Genomic DNA, 23,915 nt, shown 5'->3' on the forward strand with positions numbered 1-23,915 from the left:
ACCGCCTGCACGAATAAGTGCTTTTTGTATCAAAAAAATAGAAGAAGAAAATACGCCAACTAGAGGAGACAACTGAGCGATGAGCGACGGTCCACGAGTTATTAATGTAGCGACCCTGATTGATAATGGAAAGCTCACCAAGGTACATGTGCTTGTCGTTGCGCTCTGCGCACTTGTCGGTCTTCTAGACGGGGCGGACACACAATCGATAGGCGTTGCGGCACCGTTTATTTCGAAAGGACTCGGCCTTCCTATCAGTAGCTTCGGCCCCGTATTCGCATCTTCCCAACTAGGTGCGGCTATTGGTGCGTTGACGTTCGGATCACTCGCCGATCGAGTTGGGCGCAAGACCATGCTTATTGTCTCCGCCCTAATAATCGGAGCGTTCACAGCCGCAACGATATCCGTTGATACGCTGCAAACCCTTGTGATTGTGAGATTCTTCGCGGGACTCGGTTTGGGTGGCGCAACGCCGTGCTTCCTGAGTCTGACCTCGGATTACTCTCCCACCAAATATCGCGGGACAATTGCTACCATCGTATGGTCTTCCTATCCGCTTGGCGCCGCACTCGGGAGCTTCACAAACGCATATCTTCTGTCTAACGTCGGCTGGCGAGCAATTTTCGTCCTCGGTAGCGCTTTGCCGCTTTTCGTTGCACTCAGCATTTCACTTTTCCTCCCCGAATCCATTCAATACTTAGCTACGCGCACCCGGAATCACGCACGCATAGAAAGGCTGCTAATGAAGCTCGGTCATGACTTCTCCGGCGCTGTCGTGCGATTTTCCATTGAAAGCAAAAAGTTCGCCGGGGCGTCGATCCGTCAAGTGTTCGGGGACGGTCGTGCCTTGCCAACGGTGTTGCTATGCATGGTTTTCTTTTTCGCCTTCGCAACGACCAACGTTACAGTGATGTGGACCCCTACGCTCCTTCACACAAACGGCTTCACACCAGCTGAGACGGCGATCGTTCTTGCATTCTTCAATGTCGGCGCTTTCTTCAGTATGGCCGCTGCCGGCCGGCTCGTTGATCGATTCGGTTCATTCCTGGTTCTCTTCCCGGCGCTGATTGTCGCATCCGTGTCGCTTGCTGCACTCGGTCTTTCGTCAACGATGGCTTCGGGATGCCTGCTTGGCACGCTGTTGGGAGTTGCAATAGGAATCGGAGGAGCAGGTGCGATTGCGGTGGCGTCATTGATTTTTCCCGCTGCAGTTCGCTCGACCGGGATCGGTTGTGGAATGAGTAGCGCGCGCTTAGGGCAGTTTGTGGCGCCTATGATAATCGGGTTTTTACTTTCTTCGGCTCTTTCAACTTCCCGTATTTTTACCGAAGCCGCGTTGTTTCCGACATTGGGATCCGTTTTTGTCGTTTTGTTGGCGCTTCGTCAGAGAAACCAGGATAGAACAACAATTCCCCAAGACGACGCACAGGATGAGCTCAACAATCGAACCGCATAGTGTCGCGTAGCGGCGTAAACAGAAAACCGTTGAATTCCCGTATTAATGCTTTTCTCCTAACGAGATGATTAGACATGATTGACCTGGACGCTGTTGGAGAGCTTGTTGACGAGTTGGTGATCGCTAACCACATTCTTTACAAGAAGGGTGTTGTGGACGGCCTCGGCCATGTGAGTGTGCGCAACCCGACAGATCCCACAACCTTCTTGTTATCCTGCAACCGTGCTCCTGCGCTCGTGCGGCGTCGTGATATTACGTGCTATGACCTAAACGGCGAAGCGGTATCCGAGCAAAATGAAAGGCCCTATCTTGAGCGCTTCATACATGCCGAGATTTATCGGGCACGCCCCGACGTATCTGCCATAGTTCACAGCCATTCAGAGAATGTTATTCCATTCACGGTAACGAAGCGTCAATTGAAGCCGGTCTATCACATGGCCGGATTTCTTGGTGCAGGATCAGCGCACTTCGAAATTCGGGAGGCGGGGGGTAACACGAATATGCTGGTCAGCACACCCTATCTGGGATCAGTGCTCGCAACCTCTCTTGGCTCTCACAGTTGCGTTCTGATGCGCGGCCACGGCTCAACTGTCGTTGGGGTATCTCTGCAGCAAGCAGTATTCCGAGCTGTCTATGCTGAAATTAACGCCAAGCTGCAAATGGCAGCCCAATCTTTGGGCGACGTGGAATTCCTAAACGCGGAGGAAGCGGCGCTTGCATCAGAGGCCAATGATAGCCAACTTAGGCGTTCTTGGAATCTCTGGGTGCAGAGCTTGGGTGATTTTGACCCTGCTCATTGAGCGGGATGCACAAGCTACCATCATCGGCAGCATCGGCCGGGATTAAACCGGCCGAAATCGTAGCCGCGTTTGGTAGATGGCGTCCATTCGGATACCGGATGGGGACGACATGCTACTGAAAACAGCGGATGACTAAGAAACGGTTTCAAAAAGGCTTCGTAGGGGCTGTTAACCCGCAGCGCAACCTGTAATGGGATGGTCACCCCCTCCTCGCAGCAGGTGTACGCTGCCCGGATTCCTCGGGAGATCTGCCATGCAAAACGTCACACTGGTCGGAATTGATCTCGGCAAGCACGCTTTTCACCTTCACGGTCAAGACAAGGCTGGCGCTGCTGTATTTCGCAGAAAGGTGTCGCGCAAGCAACTGATCGAATTCTTTGCAGCGTTCCATCCATGCACGGTAGTCATGGAGGCGTGCGCAGGCGCACACTGTATGGCACGCAAGCTTGCCGAACTTGGCCACGACGTAAAGCTGATCTCACCTCAGTTCGTACGGCCATTCGTGAAGAGTAACAAGAACGACTTCGTCGACGCGGAGGCAATTTGCGAAGCAGCTTCGCGACCGTCGATGCGCTTCGTTACGCCGAAGACGGTATCACAGCAGACATTGTCGGCTCTGCACCGGGTACGCGATTCGCTCGTGCGGGACAAGGTGCGCACCACCAATCAGATGCATGGATTCCTGCTTGAATTCGGCGTCACGCTACCTGTCGGCAATGCCGTGGTCAGGCGCCTGCCTACCTTGCTGGCCGAACATTCACTGCCGCCACGTCTTGTCGCGATTCTTGAGCGGCTGCATGCACATTTCAAATATCTTTCGGAGCAAATTGGCGAGATCGAGAAGGAGCTCAATCGGCAGCTTGCAGATGACACTAGAGCTCAGCGATTACTTACCATTCCCGGTGTTGGAGCGATTACCGCAAGTTTACTTACCTCCGAACTCGGCGATGGAAAGCAGTACCGATGCGGCCGCGACTTTGCCGCCGCTGTTGGATTGGTACCACGTCAGTACAGCACGGGAGGCCGGTCGAACCTGTTGGGAATTTCCAAGCGGGGAGACAAGAACATCCGCCGGTTGCTCGTCCAATGTGCACGTTCCTTCATGCTGCATCTGAACAGGCACCCGGGCAAGATGGCCGACTGGGTGCGTTCAATGCTCGCAAGACGACACTCAAATGTGGTGGCATGCGCCCTCGCTAACAAGTTCGCGCGAATAGCCTGGGCCATTGCGAGTCGCGACGCAGTATTCGACCCATGCAAGCGGAGTGCCACTTGACGAGCAAGGCCATGCGTTATCGCTTTACCGAAGTCAAACCATCTGGTTTTGCGAATGCTGAATACTGATGACGTGAACGGCAAACCGGCCTGACGGAAACCCTGAGAGGTTAACCAGCTTGTGAAGCTGCCCCTGTTATCAGGACCACCAGGCGCGATTCTCATCGAGGCGCAACGGCTCATCAAGCCCTGACGCCGGATAGATTTACGCAAGCCCAACACGCCATAAGATTCAACATTGCAAAAACGGGGGTGACCATAGATTAACCTCGATCGTCGTGACAACAGGATCGAGGAGATGGGCAAACCAATCATCGACGACGAACTGTGGACACTGATCGAGCCACTGCTACCACCAGCGAAGCCACGCCGCTTCAAGTATCCGGGTCGCATGCCGGTTCCGGATCGGGCTGCGCTAACCGGCATCCTGTTTGTGCTGAAGACCGGTATCCGGTGGCGAGATTTGCTTGCGGAGATGGGATGTGGCTCAGGTGTCAGTTGCTGGCGAAGGCTACGCGATTGGCAACAAGCCGGCGTATGGGATCGCTTGCACACAGTGCTTCTGGCGAGGTTGCGAGCGGCAGACAAGATCGACTTCTCGCGCGTGGTCGTGGATTCGTCCTCGATTCGCGCGGTTGGGGCGGGCGAAAAACTGGTCCGAACCCCACCGATCGAGCGCGACCCGGATCCAAGCACCACCTCGCCACCGACGCAAACGGAACGCCCATCGCGGCAATCCTGACTGGCGCCAATCGTAACGACGTCACCCAACTCGTTCCACTGATTGAGGCCATCGTGCCGATTGGAGGCGTGCGCGGGCGGCCTTTGAGCCGCCCTGGCCGTGTCTACGCCGACCGTGGTTACGACACGACAAGTACCGGCGCATCCTTCACGCGCGCAGCATCCCCACCAGCATCGCCCGGCGTGCCCATCCGCACGGCAGCGGCCTCGGGAAAGTCCGTTGGGTTGTCGAGCGTACACATGCCTGGTTGCATCATTTCCGTCGTCTACGTATTCGCTTCGAGCGTCGCGCTGACATTCACGAAGCGTTCCTCAAACTAGGCTGTTGCCTGATCTGCTGGAACACTCTTCAGCGCGTGCAGCAGTCTTTATGAAACCGTTTCTAATCTAAGCATGCTCTGCAAAAAGATCAACCAAAACGGAACGTAGCCACTGGTTGGCGGGGTCTTGATGATACCGCTCATGCCAATATAGCGTTACGTCGTATGACGGCAGAGAGACTGGCGTGTCAAGGAGTCTCACGTTGCCACTTTGCGAAAGGATCGCTCCTAAGTGGGCTTGCACCAAAGCAATCAATGGTGTACTTGCGACAATTTGGCCAAGTCCCAAGAACGAAGGAATACTCACCGCGATCGGGCGACTTATGGACTGCTCCTCAAGAGCCTTTTCGATGCGCCAGTGGGCAGTACCGTGCATAACAACTGCCACGTGTCTTTCTTGAAGGAACTGCTCTCGAGAGATCGTTTTTCCGATTCGAGGATGTGCCTCACCCACCATGCATACCATTTGCTCTTTGAACAATCTGCGCTGATGGAAGCCAGCACGAATGCCTTGTGTGTACCCCATCGCCAGGTCGGCGTGCCCCATTTCAAGGAGTCTCGGTGTATCTTCATCCAGGTTCTTGACTTCCACCCGCACCTTAGGTGCAAGCTCATTCAGTCGATCAAGAAGACGGGGCATTACAACTATCTGTCCTGCGTCGGTCATGCATATCCGAAAGCTACGCTCAGATTCAGTGGGAATAAAGCTGGGCCGGCCGATGAGTCCATTCTCAAGTATCCCAAGAGCTAGTCGAACATGTTCGATGATTTCGTCTGCCCTTGGCGTCGGATGCATTCCAGTAGATGTCCGAATGAAAAGTTGATCGTTAAAATAAGTCCGAAGATTGCTCATCCGCATGCTTATTGAAGGCTGGCTGAGGCCAATCGCATCGGCCGCCTCGGAGATGCTGTGCGTTCTATAAACGGCGTCGATGATTTTGAGATCTTTGAGGCTCAGATCCATGCGTCGTCCTCTATAAGGAAAGACAATTAACAATATCATACCAGCTTGATTGCCTTGATACTTAGGCAACCCTAGAATTTTTATCGTGATCTGATTCTCTCAAGAGCATCGCGGCCAGCTGTACGTCTCGTCGGCGGGCGGTCCACGCAGAAGATTTTTCAACACAACACAAGAAGATTTCGGAGACAAAGAATGCGAATGAGATCATGTATCTCTGCAGCGAGCCTCGCTCTTTTCGTCTCGTCCGCGAGCGCGCAAAGCAGTGTTACGTTGTATGGTGCTTTCGACGATGGTATTGCGTGGACGAACAATCAAGGCGGGCATAGCAACGTGCAACTGTTGAGCGGATATATGCTCGGCAACCGTTTTGGTCTCTTGGGCAAAGAGGATCTCGGCGGGGGATCGTCTGCTATATTCCGCCTCGAAAATGGCTTCGATAGCAACGCCGGAACCCTATCCCAAGGCGGAAGACTGTTCGGTCGGTCGGCGTACCTCGGACTGGACAACAAAATGGGCACGGTGACTCTGGGCCGTCAACAAGATACCAATTATGATTTGCTGGCTGCGTACGAGTTTGCAAAATACTGGGGAGGCAACGGGGGACCCGTCGGAGACAATGACAATCTCTTTGGAACCGTGCGCTTCAACAACTCCGTCAAGTACATCAGCCCGAATCTCAGCGGTTTAAAGATAGGTGGAATGTACGCATTGAGTAACTCCACATCATTCGGAGACAATCGGGCATACAGCATTACGGCTCGATACGAAAGGGCTGGTTTCTCGATTGGTGCCGGATATTTGCAGTTGAACGGCCCAAACTCGCTTACAAATCCAAGCGGGGCCGCAGGCAACGATTATCCAGCTGGCTATAGCCCTTTCAAGACGAGTCTTCTAAATTCGACAGCGACAGCTAGCCGCCAACGTATTTTCGTGTCAGGCGCAGCTTACAGGCTAAACAATTCGCAAGCTTCTGTCGTGTATTCGCACGTCGACTACAACTACCTCGACGGTACAACGCTACAACTAAACAACTATGAGGCCAGCCTCGTCTACTACGTGACTCCGGCGGTTGCGGCAGGGGTTGGCTATCTGTACGCCAACGCGAAGTACAATGAACCACAGTCCAGCCCGCACTGGAATCAAATTGACGCTGGCATTGATTATTTTCTGTCGAAAAGGACAGACCTCTATCTGTACGGCATCTACCAGCGCGCGAGCGGCACTCACGCGTCGATTTTCCTGATCCCTGCGTCGTCTTCGCGCTCACAGGCGCTCTTGACGGCGGGCATTCGACACGCCTTCTGAGCGTCTTTGGCAGAAGAATGTGTATCCGGCGAGCGGGCAACGAAGCTTTTACAGATACTTAGGGACGGTCTGCAAAAGTCCTGGCGTTGAAGTCTGGTTGGCCTATCCTGGAAGAACGCGAATTGAAGGAGTTCCTCGATGACACAGCTCGGTCTTGGCCTGGATCTTTCAACGAAACGCACGCGCAAGCGAGAATTTCTCGATGAGATGAGGCGCGTTGTGCCATGGTCGAGGTTGATTGCGTTGATCGAACCGCACTATCCGAAGGGTAAGACTGGAAGGCCGCCGTTTCCGATCGCGACGATGCTGCAGATTCACTTCATGCAACAGTGGTTTGGGCTTTCGGATCCGGCGACGGAAGAGGTGCTTTATGACGTGCCGCTGTACCGTGAGTTTGCGGGGCTGGACGACGGTATGACGCGTTTGCCGGACGAGAGCACGATTCTACGGTTCCGTCACCCTCTCGAAACGCACGGCCTGGCCGCGCAGATGCTCGCCCTGGTCAATGAGATCCTGAGTGAAAAAGGCTTGATGTTGAAGGTAGGGTCAGCGGTCGACGCGACCTTGATTAGCGCACCCAGTTCGACAAAGAATGGCTCCGGCAAACGGGACCCGGAGATGCATCAGAGGAAGAAAGGGAATCAATGGTACTTCGGGATGAAAGCGCACATCGGCGTGGACGCAGAGTCGGGTCTGGTCCACACCGTCATTGGTACGGCGGCCAACGTGCACGACATCAATGCGGCCGAAGCGTTGTTGCACGGCCAGGAAAAGGATGTGTACGCTGACGCTGGATATCAGGGTATCGAAAAGCGCTGTCAGGCGAACCCGGTACGCTGGCATGTCGCGATGCGACCGGGTAAGCGTCGACAACTGGACCTGACCAATCGTCTGGACGCGATATACAACCAGATTGAGCGCCTGAAGGCTGGCGTGCGCGCCAAGGTTGAACATCCGTTTCGCGTGCTCAAGCAGCAGTTTGGTTATACGAAGACCCGCTACCGAGGATTGGTGAAGAACACCGCGCAGATCACGACACTGTTTGCGCTGGGCAACCTCTGGATGGCGCGCAAGGCTTTAAGCAAAGCGTGAAAAGCCCGGGGCATCAGCCCGTGAGTCTCGGCAAACGAAGGCGATCATGCTTCAAAAGTCGGACGAGCAACCTGATAGCAGGCTCTGCAGCCAATACGCCCGACGTGAAAAAAGATCGGCGCTCCGAGAGCGTGTTGTGCAGACCTTCCTTAGTTGCTGCGCGAGCCGGTCCCAGTTCGCGTGCCGCTCTTACTATTGTTAGGGTTGTTGGTTATTTGCGCATGTGGAGGGGGATCCAAATCGGGCAGGACGTTTTTATCATGTTCGACAAGTTTGACGTGACTAAGCGAGTCAAGCCGCTTGCGTTTTACCCCAGCAGACTCGTGATGAGGGAGAGCGTAACCTGAGGATGGCGTTGCGCGGCTTCCACTCATCCGCAGGCTTCTGAAGCCATTTAAGTCTCAATGCGCGGAGCCACGATGGACGATCACCGCGTATCGGCATACGAGCGTAAACAGTCAGTGCTCGCCAAATTGAAGAGGGGAAAATAGTTGGCCTTTTCCGAAGACAATGACTCGGCTGTGGACAACCACATCTAGAGCGGTGTCCCAGGGTGGGTTGCCAGGATACTCAATCAGGGAGCTGAACTGAATGCTTCGTTTTCAAAGATGATTGAGTGATCAGGTCTACCCGAAAAGTATTTAAGTCGCCTTTGTCGGGGCGCTGGAGCGCATTCGTTCCTCCACGAGACAACGCGCAAGAGTCGGGTATCGTATGCAGTCCGGGCAGAGGGCGAAGACAGCGGAGTTGACGACCTGTGACACCATGACTTGCCACCGCTCGGGGCCGGTGGATGGGCTATGTCTCTAAATTAACTCGCGGCCAGATACTGGCAATTTTCTGTCGCGAACTGATCTCTGGTGGAGCGGGCGAAATGCTCCCCCCGACGCTGGGGAGCGACACTCAGGAAGATCGTCCAACCAAGGCGGACGATTGTTCCACGGAAGTAATTGACGGGCTACGTCTAATCGAAAGGTGCGTTCCGTTCATCAATGTCAAAGGGGCAGGTTCGAAATGAACGATGAGGAAAATCGGAGAAAGCTGGTGTATGCGGGTGATGACGTGGAGCGGGATAAGCGGGATCACCGCGAAGTCCCCAGCAAGATGGCAACTCGACCCGCATCGAACTGGGCCTGGGCAAATGCAACTGGGCACTATGACTGGATGGATTCGCACGGTCCGTTTTCGGGACTCGACTAGACTCAAACGTGGTCATAGTTGGGATACGTCTACCCAACGCCCAATGACCGCATAATTGCGTGCTTGTGTCGCCACTCAATCGCTCCCGCATTTCCGCTCGGAGATAGCGCGCCGCCCGGTTGCCTCGCTTTTGGCGAGTTGCAGTCCGCCTGCGCGTTGGATCCAGCCTATTTTGGGTTGGTATCGGACGCTGTAGCGATTGCAAATAGAGCAATTTCTTCGTTTAAATGGATTTGTACGCGCTACCCGTGAGAGGATGAACAGGTTGTTAGTTTTTCGAAGCAGCCAATACTGAGATGAGTTGCGTCTAATTGAACGTCTGAATCATTGACTGGAAAAGGAGGGATCATGCAGGAAAAAAACGAGAATCGCGACTTCGCCCCTATCGCTAACAGCTCCGAGGAGTGGCGTGATGCAATGGAAAAGTTTGCGGAACGTACAACCCCGAGCTTTTTCCATATGCGTGCACGCCTGCCCAAGCAGGGTCGGACTAATCAAGTCTTAGGCGCATCTCACCGAATGAACGTTGTCCTAAAAACATATGCCACGGGTGGGGAGAACGAACTCCATGCGCATTCGAACGAAGATCATCTCTTCGTCATCCTTCAAGGACAGGCGAGGTTTTTCGGCCCGCGAGGCGAAGAGCGCGTCGTGTCGAAGAATGATTGCGTCCTCATTCCCACAGGCGCCATATATTCATTCCACGCCGAATCGACAGAGCAACTTGTCATGCTTCGCGTTGGCGCGGTAATCGATCCATCGTCTGATGTCTTAGCGCGGGTTGATGAGTCAGGTGCGCCTTTCGACGGCTATTCCGAAAAGAACAAGGAGGTCGATCTGATTCTCGAGGACAACCTTTGGTTCGAGTGATTGGCGTGCGCAAGCGAGAAGAAGCAAGCTTGCAAGCTCGAACGGCAGCCGATTTGCTCGGGGCCCGATCGTCGTAAGTTTCCGCACATAGGAGATCCCACCATGATCCAAGCATGTCAGCCGCCCAGGCCTGACCATCGTGAACCGTTGCTCATCTGCCCGCCCGGCGCAACTGATTGCCACGTACACGTGTACGGGCCAAGCCACCGGTACCCTCTGTCTCCGACGCGTGTGTGTGATGTTCCCGAAGCATTGCCAGAGACGCTATCGGCATTGCTCGACAAGCTCGGCATTGAACGAGTGGTGCTAGTCCAGCCCACTTCAAGTGGTTACGCGTTGGACAATCGTCGACACTTGGATGCACTGGCTGAGGTAGGTCGACCTGCCAGAATGGTTGCGGCGTTGCAAGCATAGGTGGATCACGACGAGCTTCGGAGGCTTCATGATGCCGGCGTCAGAGGTGTGCGCTACACGATTGGACATTCTGGTTCCGCGCCTCTTTCTGAAATGCCATCCCTTGCGAAAAAGTTCGCCGATTACGGCTGGCATATCCAGCTTCACGTCCTTGACGATGGAGGTGGGAGCGCTCTGGCAGAAGTTGAAGAGCAGCTTTTGGCGCTTCCGACTGATGTCGTGATTGATCATATGGCGACAGTGCGACCAACTGCATGTCTCAATCAATCGGGCTTTCGGTCGCTTTTGAGACTTCTCGAAGCTGGCCGATGCTGGGTAAAGTTATCCGGATCTTATCGAGTATCGGCGGCACCGCCGTATCCTGACCTTGTACCGTTTGTTCGTAAGCTTGTCGATGTCAATCCCGAACGTCTGGTCTGGGGAAGCGATTGGCCTCATGTCGCATTCGAAGGGGAGATGCCCAATACGACAGATTTGCTCGATCAACTGCTTACGTGGATCCCGGACGAGCGTGAGCGGAATCGCATATTGGCAGAAAATCCCGCTCGGCTGTACGGGTTCTGACCGCTAGGCCGATCGTGCCCGGGGCCGGACGCTGAATTGTACGGCACCGGGCTGGTTCGGAGTTAGTACAAGTGCCGACACTGCTCTCCAGGTCAGTGAGCCGAGTGCCTATAGGTAGGGGGAGTTGTGATGCAGTACTCGTGGCATCCCCCGGTAGGGATTGCACGGCTCCCAACCTTCGCTTTCGGTCATGAACCGAGCGGCGGTTAAAGCACAACGCAAGTGTTACCGAGCATACGAGCGCGCCGACGCAGTGCGCCACGTTGTTCAGGAGACTTCATGGAACCGATTGCATCTGTTAGTCTAGAGCATTTCTTAGAAACACGCCGTGTGTCGCCGTATCAGTGGTTCGTCATGGCGATCTGCTTATTGATAGTGACTGTCGATGGCTTTGATACAGCGATCGTAGGATTCATAGCACCGTCTATAAGGAATGCGTGGTATTTGTCACCGACGCAGATTGGTCCTATCTTCGGAGCTTGTCTGGCGGGCCTAATGGTTGGATCATTAATATTTGGTCCGCTGGCCGATCGATTTGGACGGAAGTTGATCGTCCTCGCGTCAATGATCACTTTCAGCGTCTTTAGTCTGCTAAGTGCATTATCCAGTTCAGTAGATTCATTGACCCTCATCCGCTTCGCCGCCGGACTAGGCCTCGGTGGCGCCACGCCAAACTGTTACACGCTGGTCGCAGAGATTTTTCCACAGCGGCATCGCGGACTTGTGGTCTCAATTCTAACCTGCGGCACACCGCTCGGCGCCGCGCTCGCGGGAGGTGCGGCCGCCAACCTGATTCCCGTGTATGGCTGGCCATCGCTGTTTATCGTTGGCGGTATCTTACCGCTGGTTCTTGCGTTGATTGTAGGTTGGCTCCTGCCTGACTCAGTACGGTTTTTGGCGTTGCAGCGCGATCAGAGTAAACTGACACGCACATTTCAACACATTGATCGAGGCGCTGACTTACGAGCAGTTCGCTTCAGTATCTCCGAAAAGCGACTCTCGGGCTCTCCGGTAATGCATCTGTTCAAGGATGGCATGCTTGCTGGTACCACTATACTATGGACTACGTATTTTATTGCTCTTGCTGCGATTTGGTTCGTAGGTTACTGGTTGCCGACTCTAGTTCGTGGCCTTGGCGGTAGTCTGGTGGCTGCTTCGTGGATTACGTCCGCGTTGATGGTCGGCACGGCCGTCGGCTCGATGGCGAGCGGATTTCTGATCACTCGATTCCGTGGCCCGCGATGTGCAGCGGGTCCTTGCGTTCGGACGTTCGCGTGGATATTCTGGTTCGGTCAACTGCGGGCCGTCAGCAATCTCATGGTCATCGTTGTGTTTGGCGTCGGCTTCGGACTGGGGGGTAATCGCAGGCTTGAACTCGCTGTCTGCGATTTTTTACCCGACCGCGAGTCGTGCGAGCGGGGTCAGCTGGGCAATGGCCGCTGGCAAGCTTGGCTCCGTTTTCGGAAGCGTAATGGGTGGCTACATGTTATCGGCCCAATGGGAGTGGTCGACGCAATTCTCCATGATCTCCATCCCGGTACTTGCAGCTGGCCTTTGCATTGGCATGTTGCGTTTAAAGAACGAAGAAGAGACAACCCGACCGCAACTGACGACGAACGCATAACTTACTTGGCGAGAGTGGCGCGACTTGCCAGACGCTGTGTTGAGGAATTTTCGAGAAGCAATCTTTTGGTTCATCGTTTTTTTCGCATCTATATCGCACGCCGTTCTGCCATGGTCGCGTACCCGCCGCAACCGGAAGCATTCGATGAAACGGTGGTTCTCTTCTTGGGTTTGTGTTCATTCTGATCGATGGAGGTCGAGGCATGCGCGCTCATCGACTGGTGGCGGACTCGCACTGGTATTGGGATCGTCTTGCCGCGGTAAGACAAAGGATTACCCGCACTGGCTCATCCTCGCAGTTTCGTTTGCCTTTTTGGGGTGCTCAATCTTGGCAGATGATTTGACTCCACCTGGAGATGGGCTCACTGGGAGCATCGTTGTTTTCGAGAGTGATCAGGTTCCTTTCCGGGTCGGTTGTTTCGACTCGCTTGCTTGCGAATCATCTGAATATATTGAGAATGGATATGCATCAGGAAGAAAATACTGGTAAGCGACGTGGTGTAGTGTTGGTAGGCAGGGATCATGCACTCAATGAACAACTCGACGAGGTTGCCGCGCAACTGGTCGGGCGCGGCTACGAAGTTATCCGCGGCCCGGAACACCGCCCGCCGTCGGCCATGGTGTTGCCCAAAGAAGACTGGGTGCATTACCTCGCGCGTACAGACGTCATCGTTGTTAGCTCACGCGCACGACTGCCGCGAGATCTTCTGCTTGCGGCGCCGCGGTTGCGCGGTGTGGTCTTTCCGACAATTGGCACTGAAGCGATTGATATCGATCACGCCACAGAGCTAGGGATTTTAGTTGCCAATGGCGCGATTCCGGAGAACTTCAATGGTATGGCCGAGGCAACTGTGTTGCTAATGCTCGCACTCTCCTATGACTTGCATTACAAAGAGATGTTGTTGCGTACGGGGTCGCCCCGGCCGACGAATCTTCGATCGAGGTTGCTAATGGGAAGAACCGTTGGACTTATCGGACTGGGACGAATTGCGCGTGGTGTAGCGGAAAGGCTGCGCACCTGGCAGGTGCGAATTCTAGCGCATTCGCCGTCCCAAGATGCAGGCAGCGTGCCGGAGGGCGTGACGATGGTACCACTTGATGCGCTTTTGGCGGAGAGCGATATTGTAAGTCTGCATGCATCGCTGACGGAGCGCAGCCGTCATCTCCTAGGTAGACGTGAATTCGCGATGATGAAGCCATCCGCGCTTGTTGTAAACACAGCGCGTGGCGGCCTGATCGATGAGTCAGCGCTGTATGACGCATTGGCTCAAAGATGTATCGCAGGCGCCGCCGTAGACTGCTTCGAGTCCGAGCCATTATCGAGCGGAAGTCCATTGCGAGATCTGCAAAACGTCATTCTTACGCCTCATATAATCGGGCATACGCAGGACGTTTTGGAGGCGATTTCGACCGCAACGATCGCGCATGTCGAGTGCTTGATGCAGGGACACGAACCAGTTTATCTGCGTAATCCCGCGGCACTGGAATCTTGGCGTACGCGACTTTTGAAGCTCTCCACGCACACACTGGTTGGTCGATGACGAGCCGGTCTTTCTCAACTCGATCGCCCGGACAGCTCAAGCTGAGCTCAATTCCTGCTTCACGTTAGACCGAAATCTGAGGAAGGTTCGTTTTCCGCGCTGTACCGGAGAATCGAAACTGGAGTTCGCAAGGGCGTCGGGCTGACATGAGATTTCACGATAACATCGATTGAACTAACCCGCTGACGCGGGAGCAGGTGGTTGGTCAACGGAGTCGGCCTCGCCACAGTTCGCGGCATGCATTCCTCCGAATGCGACGATGACAGTGCAGTTTCTGCCTCGTCCTTTCGAAGGAGTCAGCCATGACGGCATTACGTCGACGCATGATCGAGGATATGCGCATCAGGAACCTCGCGGTCAACACCCAGCGCACCTATCTGCAACAGGTGAGTAATTTTGCCCAGTACTTCGGCCGCTCACCTGCGGTGCTGGGACCAGAGGAAATCCGCGCGTACCAGTTGCATCTCGTTGAGGTCCAGCGGCGTTCACGAAGCACGCTGGTGGTAGCCACCGCGGCGCTGCGCTTTCTTTACTCAGTGACGCTCAAACGTGACTGGCCGATCGACGAGATCCCCACGTCGAGAGTGCCTCGCAGGCTGCCAGTCATCCTCAGCCCCGACGAGGTGATGCGGTTTCTCGAATCGATCAGAAGTGTCAAGCATCGCTGCGTGCTGATGGTGGCGTACGCAGCCGGTCTGCGCGTCTCGGAGGCGACCCGCCTGAAGGTCACCGACATTGACAGCCAGCGCATGGTGCTGCGTGTCGAACAGGGCAAGGGCGACGCCGACCGCTACGTCATGCTTTCGCCTCGACTGCTGGAGATTCTGCGCGGCTACTGGCGCGTCGTCCGGCCAGAGTACTGGCTGTTCCCGGGGCGATTTCCCGACCAGCCCATCGATCCGGCAACGATACGCATGGCGTGCCAGCAGGCGCGACGTCGCGCCGGGATCAGCAAGTCCATCACCCCGCATTCGTTGCGGCATGCATTTGCCACGCATCTGCTCGAATCCGGTACTGACGTGCGCACCATCCAGTTGCTGCTGGGTCATCGCAGCCTCGCCACGACGTCGCGCTATCTGAAGGTCGCAACCAGCACCGTCTGCGCGACGACCAGCCCGTTCGACCGGCTGCCTCAGCAACACGCCCCCTCCTTCTGCCCCGAGCCACCACCCACAAACGCCTGAGTGCGATCATGCGCGCCGTGCTGGAACTGGCGGACGTTCTGCGTCGCCACGGCCCAACCTATCGGGAGCTGCATGCCGGCTCGCTCGGCCGCGAGCAGCGTCGCGTGATGAGCGCGATCGAGCAGTGCCGTACCGCAGCGCTGGGCGGTCACGTCGAGCAGTGCGACACCTGCGGACATCAGCGCATTGCCTATAACTCGTGTGGTAACCGGCACTGCCCGAAGTGCCAGTCGCTTGCCCGCGCGCAATGGCTCGACGACCGCCAGGCTGACCTGCTGCCCGTGCCGTACTTCCACGTTGTCTTCACGCTTCCCGAAGGGATCGCGTCGATCGCCTTCCAGAACAAGCGGGTGGTCTACGACATCCTGTTTCAGGCGACCGCCGAAACGTTGCACACAATCGCTGCCGATCCGCGCCATCTCGGCGCAACCATCGGTTTCATCGCGATCCTGCACACGTGGGGCCAGAATCTGGTGCACCATCCCCATCTGCACTGCGTCGTGCCGGGTGGCGGCCTGACGCCCGACGGCCGCCGGTGGGTAGCCTGCAAACCCGGTTTCTTCCTGCCCGTACGAGTGCTTTCGCGTCTGTTCCGGCGACTGTTCCTCGAGCGGTTGCAGCATGCCTTCGACACAGGCGAACTGAGGTTCTTCTCCGCGTTGACCCATCTGTCCGAGCCTGCTCAATTCGCCCGCTACCTTATGGGTCCGCGGCACGCCGAGTGGGTCGTCTATGCCAAGCAGCCATTCGGCGGTCCGCAACAGGTTCTCGACTATCTCGGCCGCTACACACACCGAGTCGCGATCTCCAACAACCGCCTCGTCGGCCTGACCGACGCTCACGTTACGTTTCGCTGGAAGGACTATCGCAGACCAGACAAGCGGCGCGTAATGCAGTTGCCCCCGCTCGAGTTCATCCGGCGCTTCCTGCTACACATTCTTCCGCGCGGACTGCAACGCATCCGCCACTATGGGCTGCTGAGCAATCGCCTGCGCGAATCCCGGCTGACCGCATGCCGTCATCTGCTCAACGTTGAGCCGGACCGCGAAGCCCGCACCGCGCCCGAACCGGACTATCGTGACCGCTACGCGAAACTCACTGGCCGGTCGCTCTACGACTGCCCGGTCTGTTCGCGCGGTCGCATGCTCTGCATCGAACGTCTGCTACCTGGTGCGTCACCGCGAGCACCACCGGTGAGTCCCCGATGAATTCCGATCCGCCCGACTACAACATCGGTTCCAGCACGTCCCGCCGGCACCGGTGGACACGCTCGGCCAGACGTCGCCCACCGCCGCCTGCCACACTCTGCGTCGTCTGTTCATCCCATGCGTTGTGCGGATCTCCCATCCTTGAACCCGTCCGCAGGCCGTTCATCCTGGGCATCACGAACCCTGTCGTCGAGAACATCGCATGCAGGCCTTTCGATTCAATGCCCATAGCCGCAAACGCCAGCGGAGCGGCTTAGCTCAAAGAATTTTTAGCGAAACACAGCCGGCCCGTACGCCGTGCCAATGCGGACGTGGTCCGCCGTCTGCGCTTCGCTAAAAATCCTCTGCCTTATCGAATATTTATCAGATCACGTTTGGGTATGAAGACTATTGCGATCGCTCTGAAAATTTTACGAGCTTTTACGGACGGAAGTGAGCAGCAGTCAGTGTGCGAACTCGCTGATCGATTCGGTCTCCAGAGAAGTCAAGTTTCGCGAATCATAAGCACGTTTCGTGAGGCCGGCTGGCTCGTGCAAGATGAAAGTCGCGTACGTACTCGGTAGGGCTCAGTGCATATGTTTTTGGGTCGCGCTTTGTGCAATTTCACCCTCTGACTAGACACGCCATCCCAGCCTTGAGAGCTATTGCCGACAGAACTGGTTTCAATGCCACACTGTCAATTCTCGATCATTTAAAGCCACTAAATCTGTTTGGGATCGCCGGTCCGGTACAGCTAGACCTAGCAAGCAGCTTCGGCAGTTATTACCCGTTTTACGCGACAGCACCAGGAAAAGTTCTCGCCGCGTTTTCCAGTGATGATGTTCGAAATCAGATGATCGCGACGACTCGATTTGAGCCATTGACCAGTAGGACGGTGGTCGATTTGAACGACTTGAATACGATGTTGGACACCGTGTTCTGCAGAGGTTATGGTTCGACTGACGGAGAACGGATTGTGCGAATAGGAGCTCTTTCCGTCCCGATAATTGGAAGTTCTGGCGAGCTGTTGGGCGCGCTCGGCATCGTTTTCCCCGCGAAAATCGTTCATCCTGACGACTACGACTACCAACTCGAGATACTTCGATCTGGGGCGCGATCGATTGCAGAGCGGGTCGCAGGTGCCTCACATTCCTTACGGATCAGGGCTGGGTCACGATCCTTCCTAGATCGATAAAGGTGTTCTAGAAATAGGCATCTAGCAGGTTGCTGAAGTACCGCTGAAACACGTCATCGCACCGAGTTCGTGAAGCGTTGATAGATGGACCACCACTTGCCACATCGAGATTATGCGCGGCGCCGACACGTTCACCGAGAGTCTGTTTTCCATGCGCAAGCTACTTTGTCCCGAAGTCGCATCCATTGCGTTCGATCCGCGTGATGGCAAACGAAGCGCTGGCGAAGATGGATCGGCTGTTCGCCGAAATGTATGAAGCGGACATAAAAGGTGGACGGCCGAGTATCGCGCCAGAGAAGCTGCTGCGAGCCATGCTAATTCAGGTGCTCTACAGCATCCGCTCGGAGCGCCAACTAATGGAGCAGGTTCAATATAACCTGCTATTTCGCTGGTTCATTGGCCTGGCAATGGACGATGAGGTGTGGGTGCCCACGGTCTTCACGAAGAACCGCGAGCGCCTGATCAAGCACGATGCCGTTATCGAATTTTTCAACGAAGTGGTGGCCATCGCCGGGAAGAAGTGCCTGCTCTCGGGTGAGCATTTCAGCGTGGACGGCACGCTGATCCAGGCGTGGGCCGGGCACAAGAGTTTTGTACGCAAGAACGCTGACGATCAGGACAACGACGACGGCGGCGCGGGCGGCTTCAAGGGCGAGAAACGGAGCAACGAGACACATCAGTCGAGGACCGATCCCGATGCGAGGCTCTATCGCAAAGGGAAAACGGCTAGCGAATTGCGGTACATGGGCCATACGCTGACCGATAACCGGCACGGCCTGGTGGTCAATGCGCGCGTGACACACGCTGACGGGCATGCCGAGCGTGAAGCGGCCAAGATCATGATCCACGACGCGCGGCAAGCGACAGTGGATCCGAACGTAGAAATCACGTTGGGTGCAGACAAGGGTTACGACGCGCAGGAATTCATCGAGGCGTGCCAGCAGATGAAGGTCACACCGCACGTTGCGCAAAACACCTCTGGGCGGCGTTCGGCAGTGCCCGAAACGATTGCCTCGAGCGTGGGCTACGCGATTTCGCAGCAAAAGCGCAAGTTGATCGAACAAGGTTTCGGCTGGGCCAAGACCGTGGGGCGCATTCGCCAGATGATGGTGGCGGTTTGAAGAAGGTGGACCAGATGTTCGTGTTGAACATGGCGGCCTACAACCTCGTGCGCATGCGGTCCTTGGCACAGGTGCGCCCATAGTGGCGGGAAAGGGGCGGCAACGAGGCCAGACGTCGGCCTCACACCGCTTTAAAAAAGGTCAATTCGCGTTGAAATTGCACAATGCGAAAGATTTAGCGACGGCGGGCGCGTAAATCGAAGAAGGCCGCTTCCGTCAGGGTGTATTTCCGCAACCTGTTAGGGCCCCCGTCGCGCGATCACACGGGCGCGAACTGGCGCGACGATTGAGTGCAAGCCATTGCGGCGACTCCCGCGCGTTGAAGCACAACCGAGACGGCGATCGGCAGCGATCCGATGACGAACATGACCACCCATCCATACTCGGAAATCAGACGCATCGCTGCGATGGCTGCGATGAGGTAGCCGGCGGCAAAGGTCGATTGCTGAACGAAAATCAGGCGCCCTCGAATTGTTTGGCAAAGTTCGTTCAGATGGGTAGCCGATATGCGCCTTGCCACAAACCGGCTTACCTCGCCGAGCGCCAGTGAGCGGCGAGACGTCTCGCGGTCTGGTCTTCCGGCATATTGGCGAGAGCAAGGTACGAGAATCGTTGCGCGTGCTATGTAGCAACCGCCGTTGACCGCGCGGTGTTATCACCGCGCCACAACTCTACAAGACGGTCGCAGCGGATAGAGCGCCGTATTCGCGCAATCTCTCCGCCTGCACCCGATGTTCTCCCTTCGTCCCCGCCCTCCTTACGGGGGAGCAGGCGGCCGTTGCCTCCGGGCTCAGTAACCATGGGTGGATTGATGCAAAAAATCGATTTCAGATACCGCGAAATAGCTTCAATCGTCGTTGATAAGTATCAATAGAATCACGATCAAGCACCCAAACCGAAGGTGCGCCAATCCAAAAATTACTGGAGACAATCGTGAATCATCCTTTTCAAACGGTGGACGTCAAAGCGTTCATCGACGCGCGGCGCCTTAGCGCCGTGCAGGCCCTCATTGTTGTCCTGTGTTTCTTCGTTGTTGCTGCAGATGGCATCGACGTCGCAATGATCGGCTTTATTGCGCCGTCCGTTGTCCACGATTGGCACCTTACGAAAGCAACGTTCGGCGTGGTTATGAGCGCCGCGCCTCTTGGTCTTGTATTCGGTGCGTTGATTGCCGGTCCATCTGCTGACCGCCTTGGGCGCAAGACCGTGCTCGTGGCTTCCGTGATCCTTTTCGGAATTGGTAGCCTCGTTACTGCACTCTCGCAGGACGTGACGCAGATGATGCTGTTGCGGTTTCTCACCGGCATCGGCCTAGGCGCCGCCATGCCAAACACGACGACACTCGTCGCCGAATATGTTCCGCAGCGCCGCCGTTCGTTGCTCACTACAACGATGTTCATCGGCTTCGGGGTCGGTTCGGCGCTGGTCGGTTTTGCTGCCGGATGGCTTATACCCCGGTTTGGATGGCGCGCCGTCGTTATCTTCGGTGGTGTCGTGCCGTTGGCGATTGTGCCGTTCCTACTCCTGGCACTCCCGGAATCTGTGCGGTTCATGCTCGTGCGTGGTCGCCCGATGGAACAGGTTGTCGCAACGCTTGAGCGTGTCTGCCGTTATAAATTCCCGGTAGGGATCCGTCTTGTCGCAGCCGAGCCGGTGGTATCGCACGCTCGTCCGGCCGAGGTGCTTTTTGAGCCTGGTTATCGCGTTACAACGGTCTCCCTTTGGGTGACCTATTTCATGGGCCTGTTGGTCATTTACCTGATTACCGGGTGGTTGCCGATGCTCATCAAGGACGCGGGCATGTCCATCGAGCGGGCCGCCAATATTACGGCAATGTTCCAGACCGGCGGCATTGCAGGCGCTATCCTCGCCGGCTGGGCTATGGACCGCTTTCGACCCGTCCCGGTTGTGGCGGCAGCATACATCGCTGGGGCGCTGTGCGTGTTCGCAGTCGGTACTGCGGGCCCTCAATCCAGTTCGCTTTCGCTGTGGATGCTTGCTGCTGGCTTCTTCATGAACGGCGCACAGACTGGCCTCAACGCATTCGCACCGACCTGCTATCCAACGCTGGCACGGGCGACCGGAGTGAGCTGGATGTTGGCATTCGGCCGTTTTGGCAGCATCGTGGGTTCGGCAAGCGGTGGGTTGCTCATTGGCCTTGGCTACAGCTTCGGGGCACTTGTTGGCATGCTTGCCGTACCGGCTGCATTCGCGGGCCTCGCCATCCTGGCGAGCCTGAAGTCGCGAGGCTCTGAAGCCGACCAGGTCAGCGCGAGTCCGACTGTCAAAGGGGCTTAGGGAAGCCGGACCAGCTTAGCGGTCTGAGGCTGATGCAAGCCAGGAATGTCGGCCAACGGCCTGTAATGCGTCACGTCCCTCCACTAACGGCGGACGGATTGCGCCCGGGCCGATCATAAGCATTACGCCACATCAGTGAGAGACGCCAGGCGGCACGGAGTTTGAACCGTTCAAGGAGGGCGGCTGGCAGCGCGGCAGGGGCCTTTCATTAGTAGTACATTCCGCCTGACAGTACGGCAAAAAATTCGGAATACCGATTGAATCAAAAGATTTGTAGCACCAAAGATCCCTTCTTCCGAATCTCGGTGGGACCATATTCATAATTACAAACGGAGATACAGTTGAAGACCAGGAAAATTGCCGCTTGCATCTCGGGCCTGTTCTGCGTTGCATACGCGGGAGCAGCGAACGCCCAGAGTAGTGTCACGCTCTTTGGCATGATTGACAGTGGGATTTCCTACGTCAGCAATCGCGCCGGACATAGCGCATGGCAAACCGACGACGGCATTAACGGGCCGAACTTGTGGGGTTTCATTGGCAAGGAGGACATCGGAGGAGGTACGAAGGTCATCTTCAACCTGGTTAGCCAGTTCTCCCTGAACTCCGGCGCCTTTCTTCCTGGCCAAAGTCTGTTCACCCGCAACGCGTTTGTGGGGGTGACCAACGACAGGTACGGCACTTTGACGCTAGGGAACCAGTATGACTTCATGGTTGATGCGTTGTACAACAGCAAAGACGACCCCGCGATTTATACGAGCCATCTTTACGGACAGGGCGCCGGTCCTTTCCAGAAACTCGCTTTGCCAGATAACCCCACCGGAAACTTCGACTGGTATCGGGCGGCCGGACGTATCGCGAACTCGGTGAAGTACACGACGCCGAACGTCGCTGGGCTCAGTGCCGGAGCGATGTACGGATTTGGTGGTGTGCCGGGGTCTGTTGGAACCGGCAACGCAATGAGCTTTGCTGCCGACTATGCGAAGGGAAATTTTGGGGCGGACGCAGCCTATACGCTCGTAAAGTACCCGGTGACGGCAGGCGTTATCGGCCCCCAGGTCAGTGTCCGGAACTGGGGCGTCGGTGCTCGGTATCAAGCTGGTCCGGTGCTGGTTAGCGCCCTCTTTGTCACAGTGAAGAACAATGGAAACGGCGCCAGCGTCTATCAAGGGTCCACCGGAGCGAGCTGGCTAGTGCGGCCAGACATCAGTCTTAGCGCGAGCTACGCGTACATGAAAGGCAACGAAGTGGTGACCAACAATCATGCTCATCAAATCGGATTGACGGCCGACTATTTCCTGTCGAAGCGCACAACCGTCTATGCTATGGCCGTCTATCAACGTGCAAATGATGGCGCGAATGCCTTGATTATGGGCCTGACAGGTCCGACTGCCCCTTCAAGCGGACCGAATCAGGCTATTGCACGCGTCGGCTTGAGAACGCGCTTCTGAGGCTGGGACTGCTCCCCATGAGCGCTGTCGAAGTTGTCGTTTACTTCGCGCGCTCATGGCAAATCCCGTCGTCCGGCAGGTTCCCGATCCGCAGGGACTTTCGCCGCCTCATCTTTCCAGCTCGGACCGCTCTTTCGTTTCACATCCGCAGAGCCCGTCCTGTCCATACAGAGGCACGAGCGCTACAGGCCTGAGCCGGTCGGGTGACGACTACGGAAGGCCTGTCATCTGTTTCGAGGCCTACGACCTTAGGGCCGTTTCCATTCTTTCGCGAGCCAGTCCAACAGGGCGCTCACTCTGGCTACGTTCATACGTCGGCGCGGTACGTATGCCTTGAACCAGCTTTCCTGCGGCTCGAAGTCTGGTAGCACGCGAACAAGCGAACCTGACTGGAACGCCGGCGCTGAAATGTATCTCGGCAACAAGGCAATTCCTAGGCCGGCCTTCGCGGCCTGCAGCAGCGTGAGATTATCATCAGCTTGCAGTCGCGGCGAAACGTCGACCGACACCACCCCGCGGCTCGACTGGAAGTGCCAGGTGACTCCAATTGGAGCGAAGACGAGGCACGAATGAGTGACAAGGTCACGAGGGTGAGAGGGAAGCTTACTGGTATTGATGTACTCGGGGGAGGCGCACAGTACGGAATTAACCGGTTGCAGCGGGATGTCGACAACGCCGTCGTAGCTTGCCAGACGTCCGCTAATTGCAATGTCGAAACCGGATTCAGCCGGGTTCGCAGAACGGTCGACGAGCGCGAGCTGCATCGTTATTCGGGGATGTCGAGCTAGAAACGCGCACAGCACCGGTGCAAGTTCCTGAGTAGCGAGGGTCGTCGGCGCCATGACGCGCAAGTGCCCTTCGAGCTTGCCGACATCCCGCTCGACTGAGGTCAGCAACTCGTCGAATTCAGAAACAAGGTCTCCGGCTCGGGCGTAAAACTTCTCGCCGGCTTCAGTCAAGGAAACGCTGCGTGTGCTTCGTTCAAACAACCGGGTGTTAAGCGCCTGCTCGAGTGCTGCGATGCGCCGCGCCACAACTGAGGGTACGACTTCCAGTGTGCGGGCGGCGTCTGCAAAAGTGCCAAATCTGACGACCGCGACAAATGTCCGTACGTGGGTGATGACATCCATATGGGGTAGTTACCTACTCGTCTGATTGATGCAAAAAAGCGGTCTCAGAAACGTTGAATTAACTTTAATCGACCTGCTTTGGCATCAATAGAATACACACATGCGAGAACGAAAACCATCGTTGAGCGCCCCCACGATGCAAAAAACTATTCTGGAGACAGCCATGAAATCAAGACTTCGGCGTGCG

18 protein-coding genes and 2 pseudogenes are annotated in these 23,915 nt (G+C 56.1%); 17 read left to right on the forward strand and 3 right to left on the reverse strand.

The genetic code is table 11. From position 1 onward, the window contains the following. Positions 1-79 precede the first annotated feature (79 nt). The 4 genes and pseudogenes from AC3AP7_RS06945 to AC3AP7_RS06960 all read left to right on the forward strand — a co-directional run bounded on the left by AC3AP7_RS06945 (position 80) and on the right by AC3AP7_RS06960 (position 4,646). Positions 80-1,456: an MFS transporter gene (locus AC3AP7_RS06945; protein ID WP_475764405.1), complete on the forward strand. Its 1,377-nt coding sequence runs from the start codon at positions 80-82 to the stop codon at positions 1,454-1,456. Positions 1,457-1,530: 74 nt separating this feature from the next. Continuing rightward, positions 1,531-2,256, forward strand: a complete 726-nt coding sequence (locus tag AC3AP7_RS06950) for a class II aldolase/adducin family protein (RefSeq protein ID WP_475764404.1) — start codon at positions 1,531-1,533, stop codon at positions 2,254-2,256. Between the two features lie 253 nt (positions 2,257-2,509). Then, positions 2,510-3,532 (forward strand): IS110 family RNA-guided transposase, encoded by a 1,023-nt coding sequence (locus AC3AP7_RS06955; protein ID WP_475764403.1) that lies wholly within the window; start codon positions 2,510-2,512, stop codon positions 3,530-3,532. 297 nt (positions 3,533-3,829) lie between these two features. Next, a pseudogene (locus AC3AP7_RS06960) lies at positions 3,830-4,646 on the forward strand (IS5 family transposase). Positions 4,647-4,659: 13 nt separating this feature from the next. On the opposite strand, the gene AC3AP7_RS06965 reads toward AC3AP7_RS06960, so the two are convergent. Beyond that, the gene (locus tag AC3AP7_RS06965; protein WP_475764402.1) at positions 4,660-5,556 is read right to left on the reverse strand and encodes a LysR family transcriptional regulator; all 897 of its coding nucleotides are present in this window, start codon (positions 5,554-5,556) and stop codon (positions 4,660-4,662) included. Positions 5,557-5,748: 192 nt separating this feature from the next. On the opposite strand from AC3AP7_RS06965, the gene AC3AP7_RS06970 reads away from it, so the two are divergent. From AC3AP7_RS06970 to AC3AP7_RS07020, 11 genes and pseudogenes are all read left to right on the forward strand, one after another. Next, a complete protein-coding gene (locus AC3AP7_RS06970; RefSeq protein WP_475764401.1) occupies positions 5,749-6,861 on the forward strand; it encodes a porin in 1,113 nt (370 codons plus the stop codon). A gap of 138 nt (positions 6,862-6,999) precedes the next feature. Then, entirely contained in the window at positions 7,000-7,953 is a 954-nt protein-coding gene (locus tag AC3AP7_RS06975) for an IS5 family transposase (protein WP_475764400.1), read from the forward strand. Positions 7,954-9,501: 1,548 nt separating this feature from the next. Beyond that, entirely contained in the window at positions 9,502-10,023 is a 522-nt protein-coding gene (locus AC3AP7_RS06980) for a cupin domain-containing protein (protein WP_475764399.1), read from the forward strand. A 414-nt stretch (positions 10,024-10,437) separates the two neighbouring features. Further along, positions 10,438-11,001, forward strand: a complete 564-nt coding sequence (locus AC3AP7_RS06985; protein ID WP_475764398.1) for an amidohydrolase family protein — start codon at positions 10,438-10,440, stop codon at positions 10,999-11,001. 279 nt (positions 11,002-11,280) lie between these two features. After that, positions 11,281-12,810, forward strand: coding sequence for an MFS transporter (locus AC3AP7_RS06990; protein WP_475764397.1), 1,530 nt, complete (start codon positions 11,281-11,283; stop codon positions 12,808-12,810). A gap of 278 nt (positions 12,811-13,088) precedes the next feature. Then, on the forward strand, positions 13,089-14,165 hold the full coding sequence (locus AC3AP7_RS06995) for a 2-hydroxyacid dehydrogenase (protein WP_475764396.1): 1,077 nt from the start codon (positions 13,089-13,091) through the stop codon (positions 14,163-14,165). Positions 14,166-14,467: 302 nt separating this feature from the next. Further along, positions 14,468-15,349, forward strand: coding sequence for a tyrosine-type recombinase/integrase (locus AC3AP7_RS07000; RefSeq protein ID WP_475764395.1), 882 nt, complete (start codon positions 14,468-14,470; stop codon positions 15,347-15,349). Positions 15,350-15,357: 8 nt separating this feature from the next. Continuing rightward, positions 15,358-16,557, forward strand: a complete 1,200-nt coding sequence (locus AC3AP7_RS07005; protein ID WP_475764394.1) for an IS91 family transposase — start codon at positions 15,358-15,360, stop codon at positions 16,555-16,557. A 380-nt stretch (positions 16,558-16,937) separates the two neighbouring features. After that, positions 16,938-17,120, forward strand: coding sequence for a helix-turn-helix domain-containing protein (locus tag AC3AP7_RS07010; RefSeq protein ID WP_475764393.1), 183 nt, complete (start codon positions 16,938-16,940; stop codon positions 17,118-17,120). A gap of 32 nt (positions 17,121-17,152) precedes the next feature. Continuing rightward, the gene (locus AC3AP7_RS07015) at positions 17,153-17,731 is read left to right on the forward strand and encodes an IclR family transcriptional regulator (protein ID WP_475764392.1); all 579 of its coding nucleotides are present in this window, start codon (positions 17,153-17,155) and stop codon (positions 17,729-17,731) included. A 112-nt stretch (positions 17,732-17,843) separates the two neighbouring features. Next, positions 17,844-18,935 (forward strand): annotated as a pseudogene (locus AC3AP7_RS07020) (IS5 family transposase). A gap of 176 nt (positions 18,936-19,111) precedes the next feature. On the opposite strand, the gene AC3AP7_RS07025 reads toward AC3AP7_RS07020, so the two are convergent. Then, positions 19,112-19,372, reverse strand: a complete 261-nt coding sequence (locus AC3AP7_RS07025; RefSeq protein WP_475764391.1) for a hypothetical protein — start codon at positions 19,370-19,372, stop codon at positions 19,112-19,114. Between the two features lie 413 nt (positions 19,373-19,785). On the opposite strand from AC3AP7_RS07025, the gene AC3AP7_RS07030 reads away from it, so the two are divergent. Both AC3AP7_RS07030 and AC3AP7_RS07035 read left to right on the forward strand, forming a co-directional pair. Further along, positions 19,786-21,150, forward strand: coding sequence for an MFS transporter (locus AC3AP7_RS07030; RefSeq protein WP_475764390.1), 1,365 nt, complete (start codon positions 19,786-19,788; stop codon positions 21,148-21,150). A gap of 341 nt (positions 21,151-21,491) precedes the next feature. Continuing rightward, complete coding sequence (locus AC3AP7_RS07035) at positions 21,492-22,598, forward strand: porin (RefSeq protein ID WP_475764389.1); 1,107 nt, start codon at positions 21,492-21,494, stop codon at positions 22,596-22,598. Between the two features lie 248 nt (positions 22,599-22,846). Here AC3AP7_RS07035 and AC3AP7_RS07040 read toward each other — a convergent pair whose 3' ends face one another. After that, positions 22,847-23,728, reverse strand: a complete 882-nt coding sequence (locus tag AC3AP7_RS07040; RefSeq protein WP_475764388.1) for a LysR family transcriptional regulator — start codon at positions 23,726-23,728, stop codon at positions 22,847-22,849. Between the last annotated feature and the right edge of the window lie 187 nt (positions 23,729-23,915).

Source organism: Paraburkholderia sp. PAMB 6770 (assembly GCF_057748135.1).

Excerpts from the sequence above, each read along its gene's own strand:
- AC3AP7_RS06970 (WP_475764401.1), top strand. The coding sequence starts at position 5,749 with ATGCGAATGAGATCATGTATCTCTGCAGCGAGCCTCGCTCTTTTCGTC.
- AC3AP7_RS06975 (WP_475764400.1), top strand. The coding sequence starts at position 7,000 with ATGACACAGCTCGGTCTTGGCCTGGATCTTTCAACGAAACGCACGCGC.
- AC3AP7_RS06965 (WP_475764402.1), bottom strand. The coding sequence starts at position 5,556 with ATGGATCTGAGCCTCAAAGATCTCAAAATCATCGACGCCGTTTATAGA.
- AC3AP7_RS06950 (WP_475764404.1), top strand. The coding sequence starts at position 1,531 with ATGATTGACCTGGACGCTGTTGGAGAGCTTGTTGACGAGTTGGTGATC.
- AC3AP7_RS07000 (WP_475764395.1), top strand. The coding sequence starts at position 14,468 with ATGACGGCATTACGTCGACGCATGATCGAGGATATGCGCATCAGGAAC.
- AC3AP7_RS06980 (WP_475764399.1), top strand. The coding sequence starts at position 9,502 with ATGCAGGAAAAAAACGAGAATCGCGACTTCGCCCCTATCGCTAACAGC.
- AC3AP7_RS07005 (WP_475764394.1), top strand. The coding sequence starts at position 15,358 with ATGCGCGCCGTGCTGGAACTGGCGGACGTTCTGCGTCGCCACGGCCCA.
- AC3AP7_RS07010 (WP_475764393.1), top strand. The coding sequence starts at position 16,938 with ATGAAGACTATTGCGATCGCTCTGAAAATTTTACGAGCTTTTACGGAC.
- AC3AP7_RS06995 (WP_475764396.1), top strand. The coding sequence starts at position 13,089 with ATGCATCAGGAAGAAAATACTGGTAAGCGACGTGGTGTAGTGTTGGTA.
- AC3AP7_RS06955 (WP_475764403.1), top strand. The coding sequence starts at position 2,510 with ATGCAAAACGTCACACTGGTCGGAATTGATCTCGGCAAGCACGCTTTT.
- AC3AP7_RS07040 (WP_475764388.1), bottom strand. The coding sequence starts at position 23,728 with ATGGATGTCATCACCCACGTACGGACATTTGTCGCGGTCGTCAGATTT.
- AC3AP7_RS06945 (WP_475764405.1), top strand. The coding sequence starts at position 80 with ATGAGCGACGGTCCACGAGTTATTAATGTAGCGACCCTGATTGATAAT.
- AC3AP7_RS06990 (WP_475764397.1), top strand. The coding sequence starts at position 11,281 with ATGGAACCGATTGCATCTGTTAGTCTAGAGCATTTCTTAGAAACACGC.